Annotated in this window: 18 protein-coding genes; 7 read left to right on the top strand and 11 right to left on the bottom strand. The window is 42.4% G+C overall.

Translation table 11 applies throughout. The features are described from left to right. Positions 1–45 precede the first annotated feature (45 nt). A complete protein-coding gene (locus tag C511_RS0113120) occupies positions 46–807 on the top strand; it encodes a TrmH family RNA methyltransferase (protein ID WP_024996957.1) in 762 nt (253 codons plus the stop codon). Here C511_RS0113120 and C511_RS0113115 read toward each other — a convergent pair. The 5 genes from C511_RS0113115 to ileS form a co-directional block, all read right to left on the bottom strand. Continuing rightward, positions 790–1,158 carry a hypothetical protein gene (locus C511_RS0113115; RefSeq protein WP_024996958.1) on the bottom strand — a complete coding sequence of 123 codons (369 nt, stop codon included), beginning with the start codon at positions 1,156–1,158 and terminating at the stop codon, positions 790–792. The genes C511_RS0113120 and C511_RS0113115 overlap by 18 nt on opposite strands. 11 nt (positions 1,159–1,169) lie before the next feature. Continuing rightward, the gene (locus C511_RS0113110) at positions 1,170–2,096 is read right to left on the bottom strand and encodes a DUF4296 domain-containing protein (protein ID WP_027318252.1); all 927 of its coding nucleotides are present in this window, start codon (positions 2,094–2,096) and stop codon (positions 1,170–1,172) included. A gap of 22 nt (positions 2,097–2,118) precedes the next feature. Further along, entirely contained in the window at positions 2,119–2,742 is a 624-nt protein-coding gene (locus tag C511_RS0113105; protein ID WP_027318251.1) for a lipoprotein signal peptidase, read from the bottom strand. Positions 2,743–2,849: 107 nt separating this feature from the next. Next, the gene (locus tag C511_RS0113100; protein ID WP_024996959.1) at positions 2,850–3,230 is read right to left on the bottom strand and encodes a TraR/DksA family transcriptional regulator; all 381 of its coding nucleotides are present in this window, start codon (positions 3,228–3,230) and stop codon (positions 2,850–2,852) included. 34 nt (positions 3,231–3,264) lie between these two features. Then, positions 3,265–6,690: an isoleucine--tRNA ligase gene (gene ileS / locus C511_RS0113095; RefSeq protein ID WP_027318250.1), complete on the bottom strand. Its 3,426-nt coding sequence runs from the start codon at positions 6,688–6,690 to the stop codon at positions 3,265–3,267. A gap of 198 nt (positions 6,691–6,888) precedes the next feature. On the opposite strand from ileS, the gene C511_RS0113090 reads away from it, so the two are divergent. After that, positions 6,889–8,091, top strand: coding sequence for an MFS transporter (locus C511_RS0113090; protein ID WP_027318249.1), 1,203 nt, complete (start codon positions 6,889–6,891; stop codon positions 8,089–8,091). A gap of 202 nt (positions 8,092–8,293) precedes the next feature. Here C511_RS0113090 and C511_RS0113085 read toward each other — a convergent pair whose 3' ends face one another. Together C511_RS0113085 and C511_RS0113080 are read right to left on the bottom strand one after the other, a co-directional pair. Then, on the bottom strand, positions 8,294–8,539 hold the full coding sequence (locus C511_RS0113085) for an RNA recognition motif domain-containing protein (protein WP_024996960.1): 246 nt from the start codon (positions 8,537–8,539) through the stop codon (positions 8,294–8,296). 338 nt (positions 8,540–8,877) lie between these two features. Continuing rightward, on the bottom strand, positions 8,878–9,510 hold the full coding sequence (locus C511_RS0113080; protein WP_024996961.1) for a peroxiredoxin: 633 nt from the start codon (positions 9,508–9,510) through the stop codon (positions 8,878–8,880). Positions 9,511–9,689: 179 nt separating this feature from the next. Between C511_RS0113080 and C511_RS0113075 the strand changes: the two genes are divergently transcribed. Continuing rightward, positions 9,690–10,910, top strand: a complete 1,221-nt coding sequence (locus C511_RS0113075; RefSeq protein ID WP_024996962.1) for an alkaline phosphatase family protein — start codon at positions 9,690–9,692, stop codon at positions 10,908–10,910. A 7-nt stretch (positions 10,911–10,917) separates the two neighbouring features. Here the strand turns inward: C511_RS0113075 and xylE are convergent, their stop codons facing one another. The 4 genes from xylE to C511_RS0113055 form a co-directional block, all read right to left on the bottom strand. Continuing rightward, positions 10,918–12,366, bottom strand: a complete 1,449-nt coding sequence (xylE, locus tag C511_RS0113070; RefSeq protein WP_024996963.1) for a D-xylose transporter XylE — start codon at positions 12,364–12,366, stop codon at positions 10,918–10,920. Between the two features lie 14 nt (positions 12,367–12,380). After that, the gene (gene xylA / locus C511_RS0113065) at positions 12,381–13,697 is read right to left on the bottom strand and encodes a xylose isomerase (protein ID WP_024996964.1); all 1,317 of its coding nucleotides are present in this window, start codon (positions 13,695–13,697) and stop codon (positions 12,381–12,383) included. A gap of 89 nt (positions 13,698–13,786) precedes the next feature. Then, positions 13,787–15,277 carry a xylulokinase gene (locus C511_RS0113060; protein ID WP_027318248.1) on the bottom strand — a complete coding sequence of 497 codons (1,491 nt, stop codon included), beginning with the start codon at positions 15,275–15,277 and terminating at the stop codon, positions 13,787–13,789. Positions 15,278–15,330: 53 nt separating this feature from the next. Beyond that, positions 15,331–16,062, bottom strand: coding sequence for an NUDIX hydrolase (locus C511_RS0113055; protein WP_024996965.1), 732 nt, complete (start codon positions 16,060–16,062; stop codon positions 15,331–15,333). A 417-nt stretch (positions 16,063–16,479) separates the two neighbouring features. Between C511_RS0113055 and fabD the strand changes: the two genes are divergently transcribed. The 4 genes from fabD (at position 16,480) to C511_RS0113035 (ending at position 19,854) form a co-directional block, all read left to right on the top strand. After that, complete coding sequence (gene fabD, locus C511_RS0113050) at positions 16,480–17,361, top strand: ACP S-malonyltransferase (RefSeq protein ID WP_024996966.1); 882 nt, start codon at positions 16,480–16,482, stop codon at positions 17,359–17,361. Positions 17,362–17,437: 76 nt separating this feature from the next. Then, the gene (locus tag C511_RS0113045) at positions 17,438–17,935 is read left to right on the top strand and encodes a 3'-5' exonuclease (RefSeq protein ID WP_027318247.1); all 498 of its coding nucleotides are present in this window, start codon (positions 17,438–17,440) and stop codon (positions 17,933–17,935) included. A 93-nt stretch (positions 17,936–18,028) separates the two neighbouring features. Continuing rightward, a complete protein-coding gene (locus C511_RS0113040; RefSeq protein WP_024996967.1) occupies positions 18,029–18,805 on the top strand; it encodes a patatin-like phospholipase family protein in 777 nt (258 codons plus the stop codon). Then, positions 18,796–19,854, top strand: coding sequence for a Gfo/Idh/MocA family oxidoreductase (locus C511_RS0113035; protein WP_024996968.1), 1,059 nt, complete (start codon positions 18,796–18,798; stop codon positions 19,852–19,854). Before C511_RS0113040 ends, C511_RS0113035 begins: the two co-directional genes overlap by 10 nt. Positions 19,855–19,858: the final 4 nt, after the last annotated feature.

Here is a 19,858-nt window from a genome sequence, read left to right as displayed (position 1 = left end):
TATCTTCCTAGATTTGCAAAAAAAATACAAACAGAATCTAAAGAAATGTCTATTAGTAAAAATAAAATAAAGTATATTCATTCGCTGGAATTAAAGAAAAACAGAAAAGAAGAAGGCGTTTTCTTAGCAGAAGGTCCCAAATTAACCGAAGAATTATTAGGGCATTTTCATTGCTCTTTTCTTGCTGCCACACGTGAATGGCTCGAAGAACATCCCGACGTAAAAGCCGATGAGATAGCAGAAGTGACGCCCGATGAGTTAGCCCGTACGAGTTTATTAAAAACCCCTCAACGTGTGCTTGCCGTTTTTAAACAACCTAATTATACAATAGATTCTGAAACAATAGCCCACAACCTATCTATTGCCTTGGATGACGTTCAAGACCCGGGTAACTTAGGCACCATTATTCGTTTGGCTGACTGGTTTGGAATAGAAAACATCTACTGTTCCTTTAATACGGTTGATGTATTCAATCCGAAAACCGTTCAGGCAACCATGGGAGCTATTGCTCGTGTTAAGGTTCATTATGTAGACTTACCAGCGTTTTTGTCTGCACTAAAAGATACACCCATTTACGGAACTTTCCTTGATGGAAAGAACATGTACGAAGAGCCATTGACTAAAAACGGCATTATTATTATGGGTAACGAAGGCAACGGAATTAGCCCTGATATAGAAACTTACGTAAACAGAAAGCTGTACATTCCCAACTACCCACAGGAAAGAAATTCATCGGAGTCATTAAACGTAGCCATAGCAACGGCCATTGTATGTGCCGAGTTTAGAAGACTAGCGCAGAATGGCTAGTTTGGTAGCTGAATAAGGTTGCATTTCTGTAAAATCAAACGGAAAAAGTCGGAAAACCACCCATTTTTTTTGCATAATAACTTCATTCATATCAGAAGCTATGTAATCAACAATCTTTGTTTCGGCCAGTAAAGGTGTAATTTTGTCTGCCAGCATAGCTTCCCTATTAAAATCCTTAGTAACGTCTGTGTCCGACAGCAGTACGCTTACACCCGGCATCCACTGTACACGCTCCGATTCTTCGCTTAAAGGAAAAATCCTTGAAACATTGTCATTTTCAATTTCAACGACCATCTGTTTCATCCATCCGTGTTCGGGAAGAAATAAATAATGAGAAGCAAATCGTTTCATAGTAATTACAGTTATCGTTTCATGGGTTGTAACTTCCTGGCGGGCATCGTTCTACGCCTGTGATTCAGTTCCTCGGGATTCATCCTTTTAACAGGTTCTTGAGGAGTCAACGTATCTTTGGAGACCGGAGCTGATTTAACAGTACGAGTCGAATCAGTTGGGACCGGCTCAACAGGTTTTGCTATTTCGCCTGTTACGCGATACCTCTTCATCGATATGTTGTGAACCAACACATAGTCATCCTTGCCACCTTCAAAATAAATATAACCACGAACTTCACGAAGCGCTCCCAGCGTATCTGACTGCAAACGGATTTCCTGTTCTCCGGATCGGGTAATTTTGCGAGAGGAAGTAATCACACTATCGTTTCGATAAACCATTTGCATGGCCATGTAAGTTTCCGGCATTGCTTTCCCTGCTTTAGAAGGATAAAAGAAAGAAGCTTTCCAAACCAGCGCATCACGATCTTGCGAATTAACATCGGCAGGTATTACAAAAGATATTTTGTTGTTATCTTGCGCGTTTGTCAAACAAGAGACCTGCTCCATAAACCATAACTCAACGCTATCACCGGGTTGTGAAACAGGCGACTTTTTATCGCGTATGGCTACCATGTGGTTGATAGATGCTTGCTCCTCTTTCAAACGATCGTTTATTTTTTCGTATATTTTCGCTAAAATATCGGTGTGCCTGGTATACCAAACCATTGAAGAATCAAATTCGGCCTGTGTTACGTCATACTTTTGAAAAACGGACTGAATGTACAATGCTTTTTTATAATTATCTGACACAGGCAGGTTTTCTCCCATGGAGCGTGCCAGATGATAATCATAGAGTAACTCCTCCATTTGGGACTCAGCAATAACACCGTCGGGTCTTTTAACCTTACAGGCCATTACAGTCAACATAAGTATGAAAAAAAAGCAGAGTTTCTTCATGTTTAATACACTTAACTATTCGTCAATTTTTGTGGTGATAACTCTCATTCAAATATTTGCTGTAAAACAAAAGCAGTGCAATAATACCACAACTAATGGCTGCATCTGCAAAATTGAATATCGGACTGAAGAATATAAAATGTTGGCCACCAATAACCGGCATCCACATAGGCCAGGTTGTATCGATGATGGGAAAATAAAACATATCGACCACCTTGCCATAGAACCAGGTTGAATACCCCCCTTCAGCAGGCAAGAATGTAGCAATGGAAGAATTGGTGCTTTGGTCAAACAGAACACCGTAAAATACGCTATCTATTATATTTCCGAGTGCACCTGTAAGTATCAATGACACACATATTATATAACCCGTTTTGGCTCCCTTTTTTATTGTTTTATACAGATACCAGGCAATAAACCCTACGGCAATAATACGAAAACTGGTGAGAAACAGTTTACCGAATATCTCCATACCGAAAGCCATTCCGTTGTTCTCTGTAAAGTAAATATAAAACCAATCTGTAATATGAATACTTTCATGAAAGTACATATTGGTTTTCACAATTACCTTAATAATTTGGTCAATGAGAAGCACAGAAACGATTACGAGTAATGATATCCGGCCTTTTGTTAGTATTTTTTTCATTCTTACCTGAGTAAAGAGTTGGAGCAAACACTCCATTAAACATAAAAGTGTTGAGCTATCAGCATAATTGCGGAACAGCCCAACACTTTAGCTATTACTTCACACTTTTATCTTTTTCCTTCATTTTTAGCTTCAATGCTAAGCGTAGCGTGTGGTACGGCACGAAGACGTTCGGGGGGAATCAACTTACCTGTTTCCCTGCAAATGCCATAGGTTTTGTTTTCTATGCGAACCAAAGCAGCCTGCAAACCTTGAATAAATTTCAATTGTCTTTGCGCTAACCTTGTAGTTTCCTCCTTTGACAATGTATTGGCGCCCTCTTCAAGCACCTTGTATGTTGGCGAAGTATCATCCGTGTCGTTACCATCCTTGTTCATTATGCTTAGCTTCAACTGTTCATAATCACGTTGTGCCAATTCTAATTTCTCCATGATGATTGCACGGAATTCAGCTAACTCCGCATCAGAGTATCTCGTCTTTTCTGTCATAACTCTAAATAATTAAAAGGTTAGTAGTTTTTATTTATTCTTTAATCACACTTACAAACAGTGAGAAATCATCGAAGTTCAACTCCGTGCCATCTTTGACCTCGTCAACTAATTCTAGGGAAACCCCTAAAACCTGATTGCAAATATAACTATTATATTCATTTACCGCATCATCCGTTTCCTGATTTTTAGATAATCTGATTCTTATCTTATCGGTTATCTCAAATCCGCTCGATTTACGAATATTTTGAATACGGTTTACCAGTTCACGGGCTATTCCTTCCCTACGAAGTTCTTCCGTCACAGTCACCTCAAGAGCTACTGTCAGCTTTCCTTCGTTGGCAACCAGCCAGCCGGGTATGTCTTCGCTGATAATTTCAACATCAGCCGCTTCAATAACTGCTTCGCCATCGGTCAATGACAAAGTATACCTGCCGTTTTTCTCCAGTTCCGCAATGGCTTCTTGTGGCAACTCGCCTACTGCAGCCGCCACTGCCTTCATTTTTTTACCAAATTTAGGACCAAGCTTTTTGAAATCGCACTTCACTTTTTTCACCAGAATACCTGCCGTACCATCAACAAAATTAATTTCCTTCACATTAACCTCATTGATAATAAGAGACTTAACCGCTTCAATATGAGTTCTTTGCGCTTCATCCGAAACAGGAATCATAATGCACTGAAGGGGCTGACGCACCTTAATATTCACTTTTCTACGAAGCGCCAATACCATGGATGTTACATCCTGAGCCATTTGCATGCGTGCTTCAAGCGCCGCATCAATCAGCGAACTGTTGCACACGGGGAACTTAGCCAAATGCACAGACACAACCGTATCTCTTCCCGTTGCAGCAATCAAATCCATGTATAACTTGTCGGCATAGAAAGGTGCAATAGGAGCCATTAGCTTGGCAACTGTTTCCAAACAAGTGTAAAGCGTTTGGTAAGCAGAAAGTTTATCTTGCGAGTAGCCGCCTCCCCAGAAACGTTTACGGTTGAGACGCACGTACCAGTTTGATAAATTATCGTTTACAAAATCAGAAATCAATCGTCCGGCTTTGGTGGGTTCATAATCGTTGTAACAGCTATCCACCTCTTTCACTAATGAGTTGAGTACGGAAAGAATCCAGCGGTCAATTTCCGGACGTTCAGCCACGGGAACATCTGCCTCTTTGTATTCAAAACCATCCACATTGGCATACAGTGCAAAGAACGAATACGTATTGTATAACGTACCGAAGAACTTACGGCGTACCTCTTCTATTCCTTCCACATCGAATTTCAGGTTATCCCATGGAGAAGAATTGGTTATCATGTACCAACGCAAGGGGTCGGATCCATATTTCTCTATCGTGCTAAAGGGGTCAACGGCATTGCCCAGTCTTTTCGACATTTTATTACCGTTTTTATCGAGCACCAACCCGTTCGAGATTACAGCTTTGTAAGACACACTATCAAACACCATCGTAGCGATAGCATGCAATGTAAAGAACCAACCGCGAGTTTGGTCAACACCTTCGGCAATAAAATCGGCCGGATACACCTGATTGCTATCCAGTAATTCTTTGTTTTCAAACGGATAATGAATTTGCGCGTAAGGCATAGCACCCGAATCAAACCACACGTCAATCAAATCGAGTTCACGTTTCATCGGTTTACCCTCTTTGGAAACCAGAATAATATCGTCAACGTACGGACGGTGCAGGTCAATCTTTTCGTAATTATCCTGATTGTATTCGCCCGGAACAAATCCTTTTTCTTTGTAAGGGTTCGAAGCCATCAGTCCGGCAGCTACCGATTTTTCTATTTCGTTATAGAGTTCCTCTACCGATTCAATGCATATTTCCTCGCTATTATCTTCCGTTCTCCAGATAGGCAGCGGTGTGCCCCAGTAGCGCGAGCGACTAAGGTTCCAGTCATTGAGGTTTTCAAGCCATTTGCCGAAACGGCCTGTTCCGGTCGATTCCGGTTTCCAGTTAATGGTTTTGTTCAGCTCCATCATACGCTCTTTGCAAGCGGTAGAACGGATGAACCAACTGTCGAGCGGATAATAAAGCACCGGCTTGTCTGTTCTCCAGCAATGCGGATAGTTGTGCACATGCTTCTCTATCTTGAACGCCTTGTTAGACGCCTTCATCATCATGCAAATGGAAACATCCAATGATTCGTCTTTTTCCGTCAACGTAGGGTCATAGGCATTCTTCACAAACCGACCGGCATACTCTTTATAAAGTTCAACGTTAACGCTCTGATTTACAAAGGATTCGTCCAACTCATCTAAAGTATAGAATTTACCTGTCAGATCAACCATCGGACGCAATTCGCCCTTCTTATTAATCAGTTGCAAAGGAGGAACACCCGCATTTTTTGCCACCAAGGCATCGTCGGCACCAAACGTAGGTGCAATGTGAACAATACCTGTACCGTCTTCCGTCGTTACGTAATCGCCCGGAATAACACGGAACGCACCTTCGCCCGGATTGACCCAAGGAATAAGCTGCTCATATTCCATGCCCACCAAATCGGTTCCTTTGTATTCGGCCACCACTTTAAACGGCACCAACTTATCACCCGGTTTGTAATCTTCCAAAGCTATTTCAGCTGCTTTCGGATTAAAATGAGTATTCAGCAATGCCTTGGCCAGCACAACCGTAATAGGCTCGCCGGTGTACGCATTGTAAGACTGAACGGCTACGTAATCAATTTTGGGCCCCACACAAAGCGCTGTGTTTGAGGGCAATGTCCACGGTGTGGTAGTCCACGCAATAAAATAAGGGGTACCCCATGCCGACATTTCGGGTTTGGGATTCTTCATCAGGAACTGCGCAACTACCGTCGTATCTTTCACATCACGGTAGCAGCCCGGTTGATTCAGCTCGTGCGAGCTCAACCCTGTTCCGGCAGCCGGAGAATAAGGCTGAATGGTATATCCTTTGTAAAGTAATCCTTTTTTATACAGTTGTTTCAGCAGCCACCACAGAGTTTCTATGTAGCGGTTGTCATACGTAATGTAGGGATCGTTCATATCGACCCAATACCCCATCTTGTGCGTAAGGTCCTCCCACTCTTTGGTGAATTTCATCACATCTTTGCGGCAAGCTGCATTGTATTCGGCAACAGTGATTTTCTTACCAATATCTTCTTTGGTAATGCCCAGCGCTTTCTCCACTCCCAGTTCCACCGGTAGTCCATGCGTATCCCATCCGGCCTTACGCTTTACCTGAAAACCTTTCATCGTTTTGTAACGGCAGAAAATATCTTTGATGGAACGTGCCATTACATGGTGAATGCCCGGCATACCATTGGCCGAGGGAGGTCCTTCAAAAAACACAAATGAGGGACACCCTTCACGTTCTGTCATACTTTTGGCGAAAACACTGTTTTCATCCCATTTTTTAAGTACCTCTTTGTTCACCTCAGAAAGGTCGAACTGAGAATGTTCAGCAAATCTTTTACTCATCACTGTATATTCTAAATTTTAACTATTCAAATTTATAAGGGTGCAAATTTACAAAAACATTAGTAAGAGAGAAAGCATTTGCCCTCAAAAAGCGATGCATAATGACAATATTTGCATGAAAACGGCTAGCATTAAAATCGTTATACTAGAAATTTAGTGTAACTTTGCAGCCTTTTAAAGGTAAATAAGATAAAGTACATGAACCTATTTAATTCGAAAGCGGCCGGGGGAACTACCTTTAGCATCCTCATAGCGCTAAGCATTGCGCATTTATTAAACGACACGCTACAATCTGTCATTTCAGCTATTTACCCATTATTAAAAGATAGCTTATCTCTCAGTTTTGCCCAAATAGGGCTCATCACGCTGGTTTATCAGATTTCGGCCTCGGTCTTTCAACCGTTGGTGGGCATCTATCTCGACAAAAAACCGAACCCGTGGTTTTTACCCATCGGCATGAGCTTCACGCTGGCAGGATTGCTTTTCCTGGCTTTCGCCACTACCCTCCCACAGGTTTTTTTATCGGTGTTTCTGGTGGGTGTCGGTTCGTCTATTTTACACCCCGAAGCTTCACGTCTTACTTCGTTAGCATCCGGTGGTAAACGCGGATTAGCGCAATCTCTTTTTCAAGTAGGTGGCAATTTAGGCGGATCGATGGGACCGTTATTAGCTGCACTGATCATTGCTCCTTACGGACAACAGCACATTGCTTTGTTTGCCGTGCTGGCAGTAATTGCTATTCTAGCAATGATTCCCATTTGCAAATGGTATAGAAGAGTGCTACAAATTGCCGGGCAACGAGGACGCAAGCAGGTAGCAGCTGTCAAAGGGCCGTTGTCACGCAACAAAACGATTCTTTCATTACTTATTTTGCTTGTACTTATTTTCTCTAAATACATCTACATGGCCAGTCTCACCAACTTCTATACCTTTTACCTGATGCATAAATTTGGTGTTTCCATCCAGAACTCTCAATTTTACTTGTTTGCCTTTCTTTTTGCAGCTGCGCTGGGAACATTGTTGGGTGGCCCCATAGGCGACCGCGTGGGACGTAAATACGTCATTTGGGTATCCATCTTAGGGGTAGCTCCTTTTACGTTGTTGATGCCTCATGCCAATTTGTTTTGGACTTGCATTTTAAGTATTTGCATCGGGTTGATTCTTTCATCGGCTTTTTCGGCCATACTGGTTTATGCGCAAGAATTATTGCCGGCCAAACTGGGACTTATTTCGGGACTGTTTTTCGGACTGGCATTCGGCATTGCAGGTGTGGCTTCGGCTATTTTGGGTAATATGGCCGATAGCAAAGGAATTGAATATGTTTATGAGATGTGTGCATACATGCCTTTGTTAGGATTGGTTACTTACTTTTTACCGAATCTAAAGAAATCTGACCGATAAAAACAAACAGCACGCTTCTTTTTACCACGCTGTGCTCAACGCAGCTGTTCACTGCGCACAAGACATTTGTTTTCTACGCACAGAAGTATTCATCTTTGTGCACAACTCTCAAAGGCTTTGTGGAAAGGCTATTTAAAGGCACAAAAAAAGGATACATCATGTGATGCATCCTTTTTTATAAGTAAGATTTATTTTAAAAGAATTACTTGCGTGGCAAGGCTTCTTTAACTACCATCTGACGACCTTCGTATTCAGCTCCGTTAAGTTCTTTGATAACCTGACCAGCTTCAGTGCTGTCTGGCATTTCAACGAATGCAAAGCCTTTTGACTTTTTAGTGTCACGGTCAACGATTAATTTAACAGAATCAACTGTACCGTATTCTTCAATAACCTGTCTCAAATCTGCTTCCCTAACGCGATAGCTTAGGTTTCCAACATAAATGTTCATAAAAATAAAAAATAAAAATTGATAAATAAAATAATAAAACAACGGAAGTTTGAGATAGATCTGTATTCAACTAAAAAGAGAAGAAAAAAGAACAATACGAAACGATCAATTGTTTACGGCTACAAAGTAAGGCATTTATTTTGAATAAACACCTATATAACTGTGTTTTTTTTCATTATGCGCATCAAATAATAAGATTTGAGCGGAAATTTGAAATAAAAATGAAATAAAAAAAGCAAAGAATGCATCAAATCTTCAAAAAAATGAAGGTATGCGCATTCTTTGCAATAATAAAAGCACTTATTTATGTTGTTCGGCCCAAGGGCCTACAGTGAATTTTAGTGCTTGCTCAAATAGCTGGCAACACCATCTTCGGTTGCCTTAAGAGCATCTTTACCTTTTGACCAGTTAGCCGGACAAACTTCGCCAAATTCTTCAAAGTGTTGCAAGGCATCTACCACACGAATGGCTTCGTCCACACTACGTCCTAGTGGCAAATCGTTAATAACTGAATGGCGAACCACTCCTTCTTTATCAATCAGGAACAATCCACGGTACGCAACGGGGGTACCTTCACAAACCCAATTGCCATTTTCATCGGGTGCGTAAGAACCTGCCAATACGCCGAAGCTTTCAGAAATTGATTTGGAAAGGTCGGCTACAATCGGATATGTTACACCCTGAATACCGCCTTGGTTTTTAGGTGTGTTTAACCATGCAAAATGTGAATGCTGTGAATCGACTGAACAGCCAACTACTGCCACATTTCTTTTTTCAAATTCGGCCAGTTTTTCCTGAAAAGCGTGGAGTTCCGTGGGACAAACAAATGTAAAGTCCATCGGATAGAAGAAAAATACCACGTATTTGTTACCTTTGTATTGTTCCAAAGAAAAGTTATCGACTATTTCGTGTCCGTTAACTACTGCTGCTGCACTAAATTTAGGTGCTTGTTTTCCAATTAATGATCTCATAATGTATTTTGTTTTTAGAAGTTATTTAATCCTTTTTCTGAAAGCAAAACTACGGTAATCTGCAGAGGTGGCAAAATAAATACAATGGATAAAATCTATGGACTTATAGATGAAATCTATCAGGGGAAACAATTACTTTTGCACATCCGTTCGTAGTCACTAAAAAGAAAGTATGTAAAATGAAAAAGTTCGTCAGTTTATTCGTTCTAATTCTGCTATCCGCATCAGCGTGGTGCCAATCGCACCCCAACTACACCGTTATCGTATCGCTCGATGGTTTTCGCTGGGATTACCCTACCTTGTATAACACTCCCCATTTAGACCAGATAGCCGCCAGAGGTTCGTCGGCCACCATGCTTCCCTCCTATCCGGCTTCCACTTTTCCGAACCATTACACGCTGGCTACCGGACTGGTTCCTGATCATCATGGCATAGTAAACAATACATTTTGGGATACGCAGAACAACCGGCAATATTCCATGAATAATCCGGAAACACGTTTTAATCCGGCATATTATTTGGGCGAACCAATATGGGTTACGGCACAAAAACAGGGTGTTAAAACGGCCAATATGTATTGGGTGGCAGCCGATATACCCATCAAAAATACATTTCCTACTTATCAAAAATTGTTCAGGCAGAAGCCGCAGCTAACGTTCGAAGAACGCATTGATACTGTTATTTCGTGGTTACGCATGCCCGAAGAGGCACGCCCGCAACTCGTCATGCTCTATTTTGAAGAGCCCGACGGCACAGGGCATCACTTCGGTCCGCGAAGCCTGGAAACAAAAAGAAAAGTTGAATACCTGGATAGTTTGGTGGGTGTGCTGATGCACAAGATCAGTAGGCTGCCTATAGCGGACAGGATCAATTTAATTGTAACTTCGGACCACGGGATGACTGAAATCAGCGATGAGCGTGTGGTCAACATGCATCAATATCTCAAACCGGAGTGGTGCCGGGTTATTGATGGTAAAACACCAACATCGGTATTTACAAAGCCCGAATTCAGGGATTCGGTGTACAATTCATTAAAAAATGTGCCTCACATTCATGTGTGGAAAAAGGAAGAAATACCCGCCGAACTGCATTATGGCAGCAGTGACCGGATTGGCGACATAGTCATTGCACCTGCAACCGGATGGCAGTTTGCCGAGAAAGGAGCCGGACTAAAAGGGGCGCACGGTTATTTCCCTCAGGAGCCCGACATGCAGGTTATTTTCAGAGCTTACGGACCCGATTTCAAAGAGGGTTATCGCTCCAAAGGGTTTGTCAACGTTGACATCTACCCGTTGCTATGTTATCTGCTGCATGTAAAACCTGCAAAAAATGATGGTCAACCGGCACGAATAGCCGATTTAATAAATCACCCCCGCTACAACGATCTGTGGCGAGGGTGATTTTTATTTATTTTTGCCAAAGTTGACTCATATCTTCCAGAGTTTTACCCTTCGTTTCGGGCACCCAGCGCCATACAAATAGAGCAGCAAGAATGCAAATGGAACCGTAAAGACTATATGCAAACACCGGACTAAAATCATACAGTGCAGGGAAAGTAGATGATATGATGTAATTAAACACCCATTGGAAAGCCACCGCAATTGCTACCGCTTTACCACGGATCGTGTTGGGGAATATCTCGGAAATGAGTACCCAGCAGATAGGGCCCCATGACATCATGAAGAATGCTGCGTAAACGATAATGGAGAATACGGGAAGAACTCCTTTCACATCCATGCCATCGCACAAAGCAACCGCAAAAGCTCCTAAAGCCATACCAATAGAACCGATAATCAGCAAAGGTTTGCGTCCAAAACGGTCCACAGTAAAGATGGCAACCAGCGTAAAGATGATGTTAACCACACCCATCAGCACGGTTTGCATCATACCTCCTCCTTCAGCTCCGGCACTTTCAAATATACGCGGTGCATAATAAAGTACCGCATTAATACCGATGGCCTGCTGAAATACGGAAAGCAAAATACCTATTACAATAACAGTTACCCCGTAGGTGAAGAGCTTTTCTGTCTTCTCGTGAGCCGTTGCTTTAATATCAGCCAAGATTTGTTTTGCCTGAATGGTACCATTCACTTTTTCGAGAATAGAGAAAGCCTTGTCTTCCTGCTGTACCATTACCAGGTAGCGAGGAGTTTTAGGAACAAAAAACAAGAGCAATCCAAACAAACCGGCCGGGAAAGCCTCTGAGCCGAACATATACCTCCAGCCTTCGGTTACACTCCACATATCCGATGCACTATTCACCGTCAGCATGCCCGTTGCAGGATCCTTGTCCAAAATAGGATTTTCGTGACCTCCCAAAATGAGATAATTCACGAAATACACCACCAACATACCAAAAATAATGGCAAACTGGTTACATGACACCAAGGTTCCACGGATGTTTGACGGTGCAATTTCGGCAATGTACATAGGACATACAGCCGAAGCCAGTCCAACGCCAATACCACCCAACACACGGTACAAGTTAAAAGCGATCAACAAGTCCATGTTTGGTTTTCCGTATTCAAAAAACAAGAATTCGGGATAATAAGAGCCTAATGCCGATAGGAAGAACAGAATGGCAGCCAGTCGCAAAGAGTTTCTACGCCCCAGGCGTGAAGCGAAAACACCAGACATGGCACCTCCCAGAACGCAACCAATCAAAGCACTCGATGAAGTAATGCCATGCATCACCTTATCATACTGAAAATCCGGTGCCATTAAAAAGAAAGCTTCAAGCCCTTTTTCTGCACCGGAAATCACTGCTGTATCATAACCAAACAGTAGCCCTCCGAGGATGGCTACTGTTGTGATTGAATAAAGATAGAGTTTACTACCGTTATTTGTATTATTCATAGTATATGGATTTCTTAACAATACATGTTCAGAATCGCCTCGTACAATTCTTGTTTTCCACTAGTTTGTTTCGGCTCACCGTTTGCTTTCGCATAAGCAACCAACTCTTCTAGTTTCAACTTGCCTTCTTCAAATTCTTTACCTTTACCGGCATCGAATGAAGCGTAACGTTCTGCAAACATTTTCTTGTAAGGAGATTCGTTAAGCAATGCAGCTGCATTTTCCAAAGCACGTGCCATGGCATCCATACCTGCAATGTGAGCAATGAAGATATCTTCCAGATCGGTTGAGTTACGACGAGTCTTAGCGTCAAAGTTAGTACCGCCATTACCCAAACCACCGTTGCGGATGATCTGCATCATTGCCTGAACCAATTCGTATTGGTCAATGGGGAACTGGTCAGTATCCCAGCCGTTTTGATAGTCACCACGGTTAGCATCGATTGAACCCAACATGCCATTGTCAACAGCAACTGCCAATTCGTGTTCAAAAGTATGACCGGCCAACGTAGCATGGTTCACCTCAATGTTCACTTTGAAATCTTTTTCAAGACCGTGAGCTTTCAAGAAACCAATTACAGTTTCAGTATCAACGTCATATTGATGTTTGCTAGGTTCCATTGGTTTAGGTTCAATCAAGAAAGTACCCTGGAAGCCTTTAGAACGAGCATAGTCACGAGCCATAGTCAACATTTTAGCCAAATGTTCTTTTTCACGTTTCTGGTCAGTGTTCAACAGAGACATATAACCTTCTCTACCTCCCCAGAATACGTAGTTTGAACCACCTAGTTCAATAGTAGCATCGATCGCATTTTTAATTTGAACAGCAGCACGAGCCACTACATCAAAATCAGGGTTAGTAGCTGCACCATTCATGTAGCGAGCATTGCTGAACACGTTGGCAGTACCCCACAACAGTTTAATACCAGTTTCTTGTTGCTTTTGTTTTGCGTAAGCAACGATAGCTTTCAAATTAGCTTCGTATTCTTCAATAGAAGCACCTTCGTCAACCAAGTCAATATCGTGGAAACAGTAATATTCAATACCTATTTTCTGCATGAATTCGAAACCTGCATCCATTTTATCTTTTGCAGCCTGCAATTTATCAACATTACCGTTCCATGCAAACTGTTTTGTTCCGCCACCAAATTGATCGCCACCTTCAGCGCAAAGTGTGTGCCACCATGCCATTGAAAATTTGAACCAATCTTTCATTTTCTTTCCATTAATTTCCTTTTCAGGATCATAATAACGGAATGCCATCGGGTTTTTGCTCTCTTTTCCTTCAAATTTAATTTTTCCTATTCCGGGAAAAAACTCTTTTGTTGCCATAATTTTTAGGGTTTTAAAGTGTAAGCAGCACATGTCAATTAGTGAATATGCTGCTTTTCACTTGTTATTAAATTAAGTTAGTTAATTATTTATTTGCTCATTGATTTCTCTAAACGATACTTCCACTTGGCATAAGCATCAGCGTATTCCTGGCGTTTAGCAACGTTTGGTTCAATTACATCCAGCTTTTCGAGCGTAGCAAAAGCTTCGTTGTTGTCTTTATAAATTCCTGCACCGATACCGGCTCCCTTGGCTGCTCCCACTGATCCGTCTGTGTCATACAGCTCGATAACGGCTCCGGTTACTCCGGCCAATGTGTCGCGGAAGATAGAACTCAGGAACATATTGGCATGACCGGCATGTATCTTCTTCACTGGTATACCCATCTGCTCCATAATATCAATACCGTATTTGAATGAGAATACGATGCCTTCTTGCGCAGCACGAATAATGTGATGCTTGCCGTGCGTGTTAAAGTTCACGCCACGGATGCTACAACCTATTTCTTTATTATTGAGCATTCTTTCGGCACCGTTCCCAAAAGGAAGAATGCTGATGCCCGCACTACCGATAGGCGCTTTGGAAGCCAGCACATTCATTTCGTTATACGAAATTCCTTCGGGAGCAATGTTGCGCTTAACCCATGAGTTCAAAATTCCGGTTCCGTTGATGCAAAGCAGCACACCCAAACGGGTTTGCTCATCACTGTGGTTCACGTGGGCAAATGTATTCACGCGCGACTGCGGATCGTAATTTACCTCGCCGTTCACTCCGTAAACCACACCCGAAGTTCCTGCTGTTGAAGCTATTTCTCCCGGGTTAAATACGTTCAGCGAAAGCGCATTATTGGGCTGATCACCGGCACGATAAGTAATAGGTGTTCCTTCTTTCAATCCTAATTCCTTGGCCGCAGCAGCATTGACACGTCCTTGTTCAGAGAAGGTTGGCTTAATATCGGCTATCAACGAAGCATCGAATCCGTAATATTTCATCAGGAAGTCTGCCACAGAATTTGTTTTGAAATCCCAAAACATACCTTCGGACAAGCCCGAAACAGTGGTGCAAATTTCACCGCTCAACTTCATGGCAATGTAATCTCCCGGAAGCATTATTTTGTAAATGCGTGCATAAAGTTCGGGTTCATGTTCCTTAATCCATGCCAATTTAGAAGCGGTAAAGTTACCGGGAGAGTTCAACAAGTGCGACAAGCATTGTTCTTCGCCCAGCGTTTCAAACGCTTTTTGACCGTAAGGCACTGCACGTGAGTCGCACCAAATGATGGAAGGTCTCAACACGTGTTGATCTTTGTCAACACACACCAATCCGTGCATCTGATAAGATATACCAATGGCCTTTATTTCACCGGCACTAACGCCGGATTCGGTCATAATGGTTTGTGTGGACAGCTTGAGGTTTTCCCACCAGCTCTCGGGGTCTTGTTCTGCCCATCCGGGGTTAACAGCTATGATGTTTGCTTCCGTTTTGGGGAAGAAAGCCGACGAAACACATTTTCCGGTTTCGGCATTAACCAAGCTCGCCTTAACAGATGAGCTACCAATATCGTACCCTAGTAAAAACATAAACTTATTTTTTAGTATTAGAAACTTTCATTAATCGATTCAACTGGATGATGTTATCTTCTGATCTTGTTATATATCTTTTTATCGAACTTGTAATAGCGTGCTGCGCGATGCGCCACCCCTTTCTGACGTTCTTCCAAAGGCACAACATATTCCATCATAGCTATTTTCTTATGAAAGTTGCGCACATCAAGTTCTTTATCATAAATAAGTTCAAAAAGAATGCGAAGCTGGGCTGCGGTAAACTTGCGCGGAAGCAAGTCGAATACGATAGAGGGATTGAACTCAACCACCTGGCGAATGGAAACCAATGCTTCCTTAATAATAAGGTTATGGTCAAAAGCCAATGTTTTGACTTCATTCAATGCTACCCAACAAGCTTGGTAATCTTCCAGAGACTGACTCAGCGTTCGGTCTATTTTCACCATAGCCATGTAGGCCACGGTAACAATACGCTCAACTTTCATTTTGGTGGCTCTTTCAAGCCAACGAACATCTTTGGGGTTGCTCGTGCGGTTTTTGGAACCAAACGTTTTAAACTGTATCAAATTCACAGATTTTACGCCGGTCAATTCATTCAACACGCGTTGAGCCGCTTCATCAAGATCTTCATCCATATAAATAAGGCTTCCGGGCAATTTCATGTCGTTGTATATATCGCCCGCTTCTTCGCCTACCCTTTTAACCAGAAGCACCTTGAGTTGCTCACCGTCAAAACCAATCACCACACAGTCAACTGATATGTGATTATTCGCCAAAAGAGTTTCATTGAGTATGTTTTGCATAATACTTACCTTAATTTGCGGTGCAAATATAGATGCTTTTTTCATTTCTACAAGCATAAAACAAGATAATTAATGATGCTATAAAACATTATTTATCAGGCAAATACATATCTTACAACTTACAATATGATGCTTTTGTCTTATCTTCCAAAAAACAATATGTATTGCAGCCAATCTACGTCAGGGCTAATTGTATTTATTACAAAAAGAGTTTATGGTCTGAAAATCAGGCATTTTAGCTTACCCGTTATTTACTACGCGGCAAGGAAGTTATTGTATTCACACAACCATCGATATGCCACATGGTTTCATTTGAAACGTTCAAAAGCAGATTCTTTTCTCTTTGAGATTCATCGTATGAATAAAATCCTTACCTTTGGGGCCGTGTTTTATAAAAACTACTAAAATAGAGAAAATATGAAAGCATTTGTATTCCCGGGTCAGGGTGCTCAATTTGTAGGAATGGGCAAAGACTTGTATGAAAGCTCGGCACTTGCCAAAGAATTATTTGAAAAAGCAAATGATATCCTCGGATATCGGATTACGGATATTATGTTCAACGGTACGGATGAGGATTTGCGTCAAACCAAAGTGACTCAGCCTGCTGTTTTCTTGCACTCGGTAATCTCTGCTCTTTGCATGGGCGACGATTTCAAACCTGAAATGACTGCCGGCCATTCATTGGGCGAGTTTTCGGCTCTTGTTGCAGCCGGAGCGCTCAACTTTGAAGACGGATTAAAATTAGTATATGCTCGTGCAATGGCTATGCAGAAAGCATGCGAAGCTACTCCGTCGACAATGGCTGCCATTTTGGGACTGGCCGACGAGAAAGTGGAAGAAATCTGCGCTTCAATCGAAGGAGAGGTTTGTGTGCCGGCCAATTACAACTGCCCGGGACAAATCGTAATTTCGGGATCAGTACCGGGAATTGAAAAGGCATGTGAGTTGATGAAAGCTGCTGGTGCCAAACGTGCTCTTCCTTTAAAGGTAGGTGGTGCTTTCCACTCTCCGCTCATGGATCCTGCAAAGATTGAGTTGGAAGCGGCTATCAATGCCACTGAAATACACACTCCCAAGTGTCCGGTTTATCAGAACGTTGATGCCAAACCGCATACTGATCCTTTGGAAATTAAAAAGAATCTGGTGGCTCAGCTGACAGCTTCTGTACGCTGGACTCAAACGGTAAAAAACATGGTAGCCGACGGGGCAACCGACTTTACCGAATGCGGACCGGGTGCTGTTCTTCAAGGAATGATTAAGAAGATTGAGCCATCTGTTGATGCTCACGGAATAGCTTAAGCTTTATTTTAAGTAAACAGTAAAAGGGTCGTCAGCATTGTACGGCCCTTTTTCAGCTAAACAATCTAATTTCCATATGAAAGACTTCGCAGCAATAGATTTTGAAACAGCCAACCAACATCGCAGCAGTGTGTGCAGTGTAGGGATCGTCATTGTAAAAAACGACATCATTGTTGACCGCTTTTATCGCTTGATAAAGCCTAGTCCTAATTTTTACTGCAGATGGGCCACTGAGTGCCACGGCATTACGTTTAATGACACGGTCAACTCACCGCTGTTTCCCGATGTATGGGCTGAAATTGCACCTCGGATAGCTGGCTTGCCTTTAATAGCGCACAACAAAAGTTTCGATGAACCATGCCTCAAAAAGTGTCATGAAGTATATGACATTCCTTATCCTAATTACACTTTTTATTGCACCTTGCAGGCATCACGACGTTACTTCCCGAGACTGGAAAACCATCAGTTGCACACTGTCTCGGCACACGTGGGTTACATACTGGATAATCACCACCATGCATTGGCCGACGCTGAAGCATGTGCAGAAATAGCATTGAAATTACAGATGCTGTAAAATCCGGATCCTCGCATTTTATATGGCCGGTTAAGTTAATTAATCGGGAAATCTAATTAACTTCGTAGCGAACAAATTCAATGTCATAAACAAATGGACTTCAATATTGGTTATGCTTTAAGCGGTGGCTTTATTAAAGGCTTTGCGCATTTGGGAATTATGCAGGCGCTTCTGGAACACGACATTAAACCCGATGTAATATCCGGAGTTAGTGCCGGATCGTTGGCGGGTGTGTTTTATGCGGATGGTAATGAACCTTATAAGGTGCTCGACTTTTTCTCGGGGCACAAGTTTCAGGATCTTACCAAACTGGTTATTCCCAAAGTGGGACTTTTCGAGTTGGGCGAATTTCAAGATTTCCTTCGCAGCAACCTCAAAGCCCAAAAGCTGGAAGAGCTGAAGACGCCGTTAATCGTTACGGCAACCGATTTGGATCACGGTAAAAGCGTTCAATTCAGAAAAGGAAGCATTCCCGAACGAATTGCGGCTTCGTGTTGCATGCCCATCTTGTTTGCTCCCGTAAAAATAAACGGTGTGCATTACGTTGACGGGGGGCTGTTTATGAACCTGCCGGCTTCGGTTATCCGAAAACAATGCGAAAAGGTTGTAGCCATCAACGTGAGTCCGCTCAACATGGAGCAATATAAAATGAATATTATTGGTATTGCGCTGAGGTCTTATCACCTGATGTTCAGGGCTAACTCATTCAAAGAAATGGAGTATTGCGACTTGCTCATTGAGCCGGGCAATCTTAGTAAATATAGCAACCGCGAACTTGAAAAGGCAGAAGAAATATTTAATCACGGATACGAAACTGCCAACCATTTAATAACCGAACTATTAGAGGAAAAAGGAAAAATATGGAAGTAATTAAAACGGGACTAGCCGCTTTTGGCATGTCGGGACAAGTATTTCATGCGCCTTTCATCAGTTCGAATCCCCAATTTGAACTCTCAAAAATAGTTGAAAGGAGTAAGAATTTATCTAAAGAGAAATATCCAAAAGCAGAAATAGTAAGAAGCTTTGATGAACTGATTGCTGATGCGCAGTTGGAACTCATCATCATCAATACACCAGACAGTACGCATTATGAATACGCCAAAGCAGCATTGCTTGCCGGAAAGCATGTGGTCATTGAAAAGCCCATTACCAGCAACGCTGATCAGGCTAAAGAGTTAGTTGATATAGCAAAATCTAAAAACCTAATGATCAGCGCTTACCAAAACAGAAGATGGGACGCTGATTTCCTTGCGGTAAAAGAAATTCTGGCTAAAAACCTGTTGGGAAGAGTTGTGGAATTTGAATCGACGTTTTCACGTTACCGCAATTTTATTAAACCGGGAACGTGGAAAGAAACCGGTGAATTAGGCGGTGGATTAACCTATAACATCGGTTCGCACCTGATTGATCAGGCTGTCAGACTTTTTGGATTACCGGAAGCCGTATATGCCGATTTGGGAACTGTAAGAACCGGAGGAATGGTCGATGATTATTTTGTGATCCGCTTCCTACGTCCTGCCTTGGCTCCTGAGCTTAAAGTTTCACTAAAAGCCAGCTACCTGATGCGTACTCCCGAACCTCGTTTTGTTTTACACGGTACATTGGGATCATTTGTAAAATACGGTATTGACCGCCAGGAAGAAGATTTAATAGCCGGAAAGTCTCCTCTGGAACAAAACTGGGGGAAAGAAGATGAAGAATTTTACGGATGGCTACACACCGAAGCCGACGGCAGAGAGATAAATACGCGTTACGAGGGCCCGGCAGGAAACTACGGTGCGTTTTACGAGAACATTTACCGTCACCTGAGACTAAACGAAGCGCTGGAAACAGACGCATCCGAGGTGCTCGATGTGATACGAATCATTGAGGCGGCCTACCAAAGTCACAAGGAAGAAAGGATTATTCACTTACGCTAATCCC

It is taken from the genome of Bacteroides graminisolvens DSM 19988 = JCM 15093, from assembly GCF_000428125.1.
Taxonomy (GTDB): domain Bacteria; phylum Bacteroidota; class Bacteroidia; order Bacteroidales; family Bacteroidaceae; genus Bacteroides; species Bacteroides graminisolvens.
Note: the sequence above shows the minus strand (reverse complement) of the source record. Positions and strands in the feature narration are given on the sequence as shown.

Bases quoted from the DNA above. Each gene is read 5' to 3' on its own strand.
- C511_RS0113075 (WP_024996962.1), top strand. From the start codon at position 9,690: ATGAAAAAGTTCGTCAGTTTATTCGTTCTAATTCTGCTATCCGCATCA.
- ileS (WP_027318250.1), bottom strand. From the start codon at position 6,690: ATGAGTAAAAGATTTGCTGAACATTCTCAGTTCGACCTTTCTGAGGTG.
- C511_RS0113040 (WP_024996967.1), top strand. From the start codon at position 18,029: ATGGACTTCAATATTGGTTATGCTTTAAGCGGTGGCTTTATTAAAGGC.
- C511_RS0113090 (WP_027318249.1), top strand. From the start codon at position 6,889: ATGAACCTATTTAATTCGAAAGCGGCCGGGGGAACTACCTTTAGCATC.
- C511_RS0113110 (WP_027318252.1), bottom strand. From the start codon at position 2,096: ATGAAGAAACTCTGCTTTTTTTTCATACTTATGTTGACTGTAATGGCC.
- xylE (WP_024996963.1), bottom strand. From the start codon at position 12,366: ATGAATAATACAAATAACGGTAGTAAACTCTATCTTTATTCAATCACA.
- xylA (WP_024996964.1), bottom strand. From the start codon at position 13,697: ATGGCAACAAAAGAGTTTTTTCCCGGAATAGGAAAAATTAAATTTGAA.
- C511_RS0113120 (WP_024996957.1), top strand. From the start codon at position 46: ATGTCTATTAGTAAAAATAAAATAAAGTATATTCATTCGCTGGAATTA.
- fabD (WP_024996966.1), top strand. From the start codon at position 16,480: ATGAAAGCATTTGTATTCCCGGGTCAGGGTGCTCAATTTGTAGGAATG.
- C511_RS0113055 (WP_024996965.1), bottom strand. From the start codon at position 16,062: ATGCAAAACATACTCAATGAAACTCTTTTGGCGAATAATCACATATCA.
- C511_RS0113100 (WP_024996959.1), bottom strand. From the start codon at position 3,230: ATGACAGAAAAGACGAGATACTCTGATGCGGAGTTAGCTGAATTCCGT.
- C511_RS0113115 (WP_024996958.1), bottom strand. From the start codon at position 1,158: ATGAAACGATTTGCTTCTCATTATTTATTTCTTCCCGAACACGGATGG.
- C511_RS0113105 (WP_027318251.1), bottom strand. From the start codon at position 2,742: ATGAAAAAAATACTAACAAAAGGCCGGATATCATTACTCGTAATCGTT.
- C511_RS0113080 (WP_024996961.1), bottom strand. From the start codon at position 9,510: ATGAGATCATTAATTGGAAAACAAGCACCTAAATTTAGTGCAGCAGCA.
- C511_RS0113085 (WP_024996960.1), bottom strand. From the start codon at position 8,539: ATGAACATTTATGTTGGAAACCTAAGCTATCGCGTTAGGGAAGCAGAT.
- C511_RS0113060 (WP_027318248.1), bottom strand. From the start codon at position 15,277: ATGTTTTTACTAGGGTACGATATTGGTAGCTCATCTGTTAAGGCGAGC.
- C511_RS0113035 (WP_024996968.1), top strand. From the start codon at position 18,796: ATGGAAGTAATTAAAACGGGACTAGCCGCTTTTGGCATGTCGGGACAA.
- C511_RS0113045 (WP_027318247.1), top strand. From the start codon at position 17,438: ATGAAAGACTTCGCAGCAATAGATTTTGAAACAGCCAACCAACATCGC.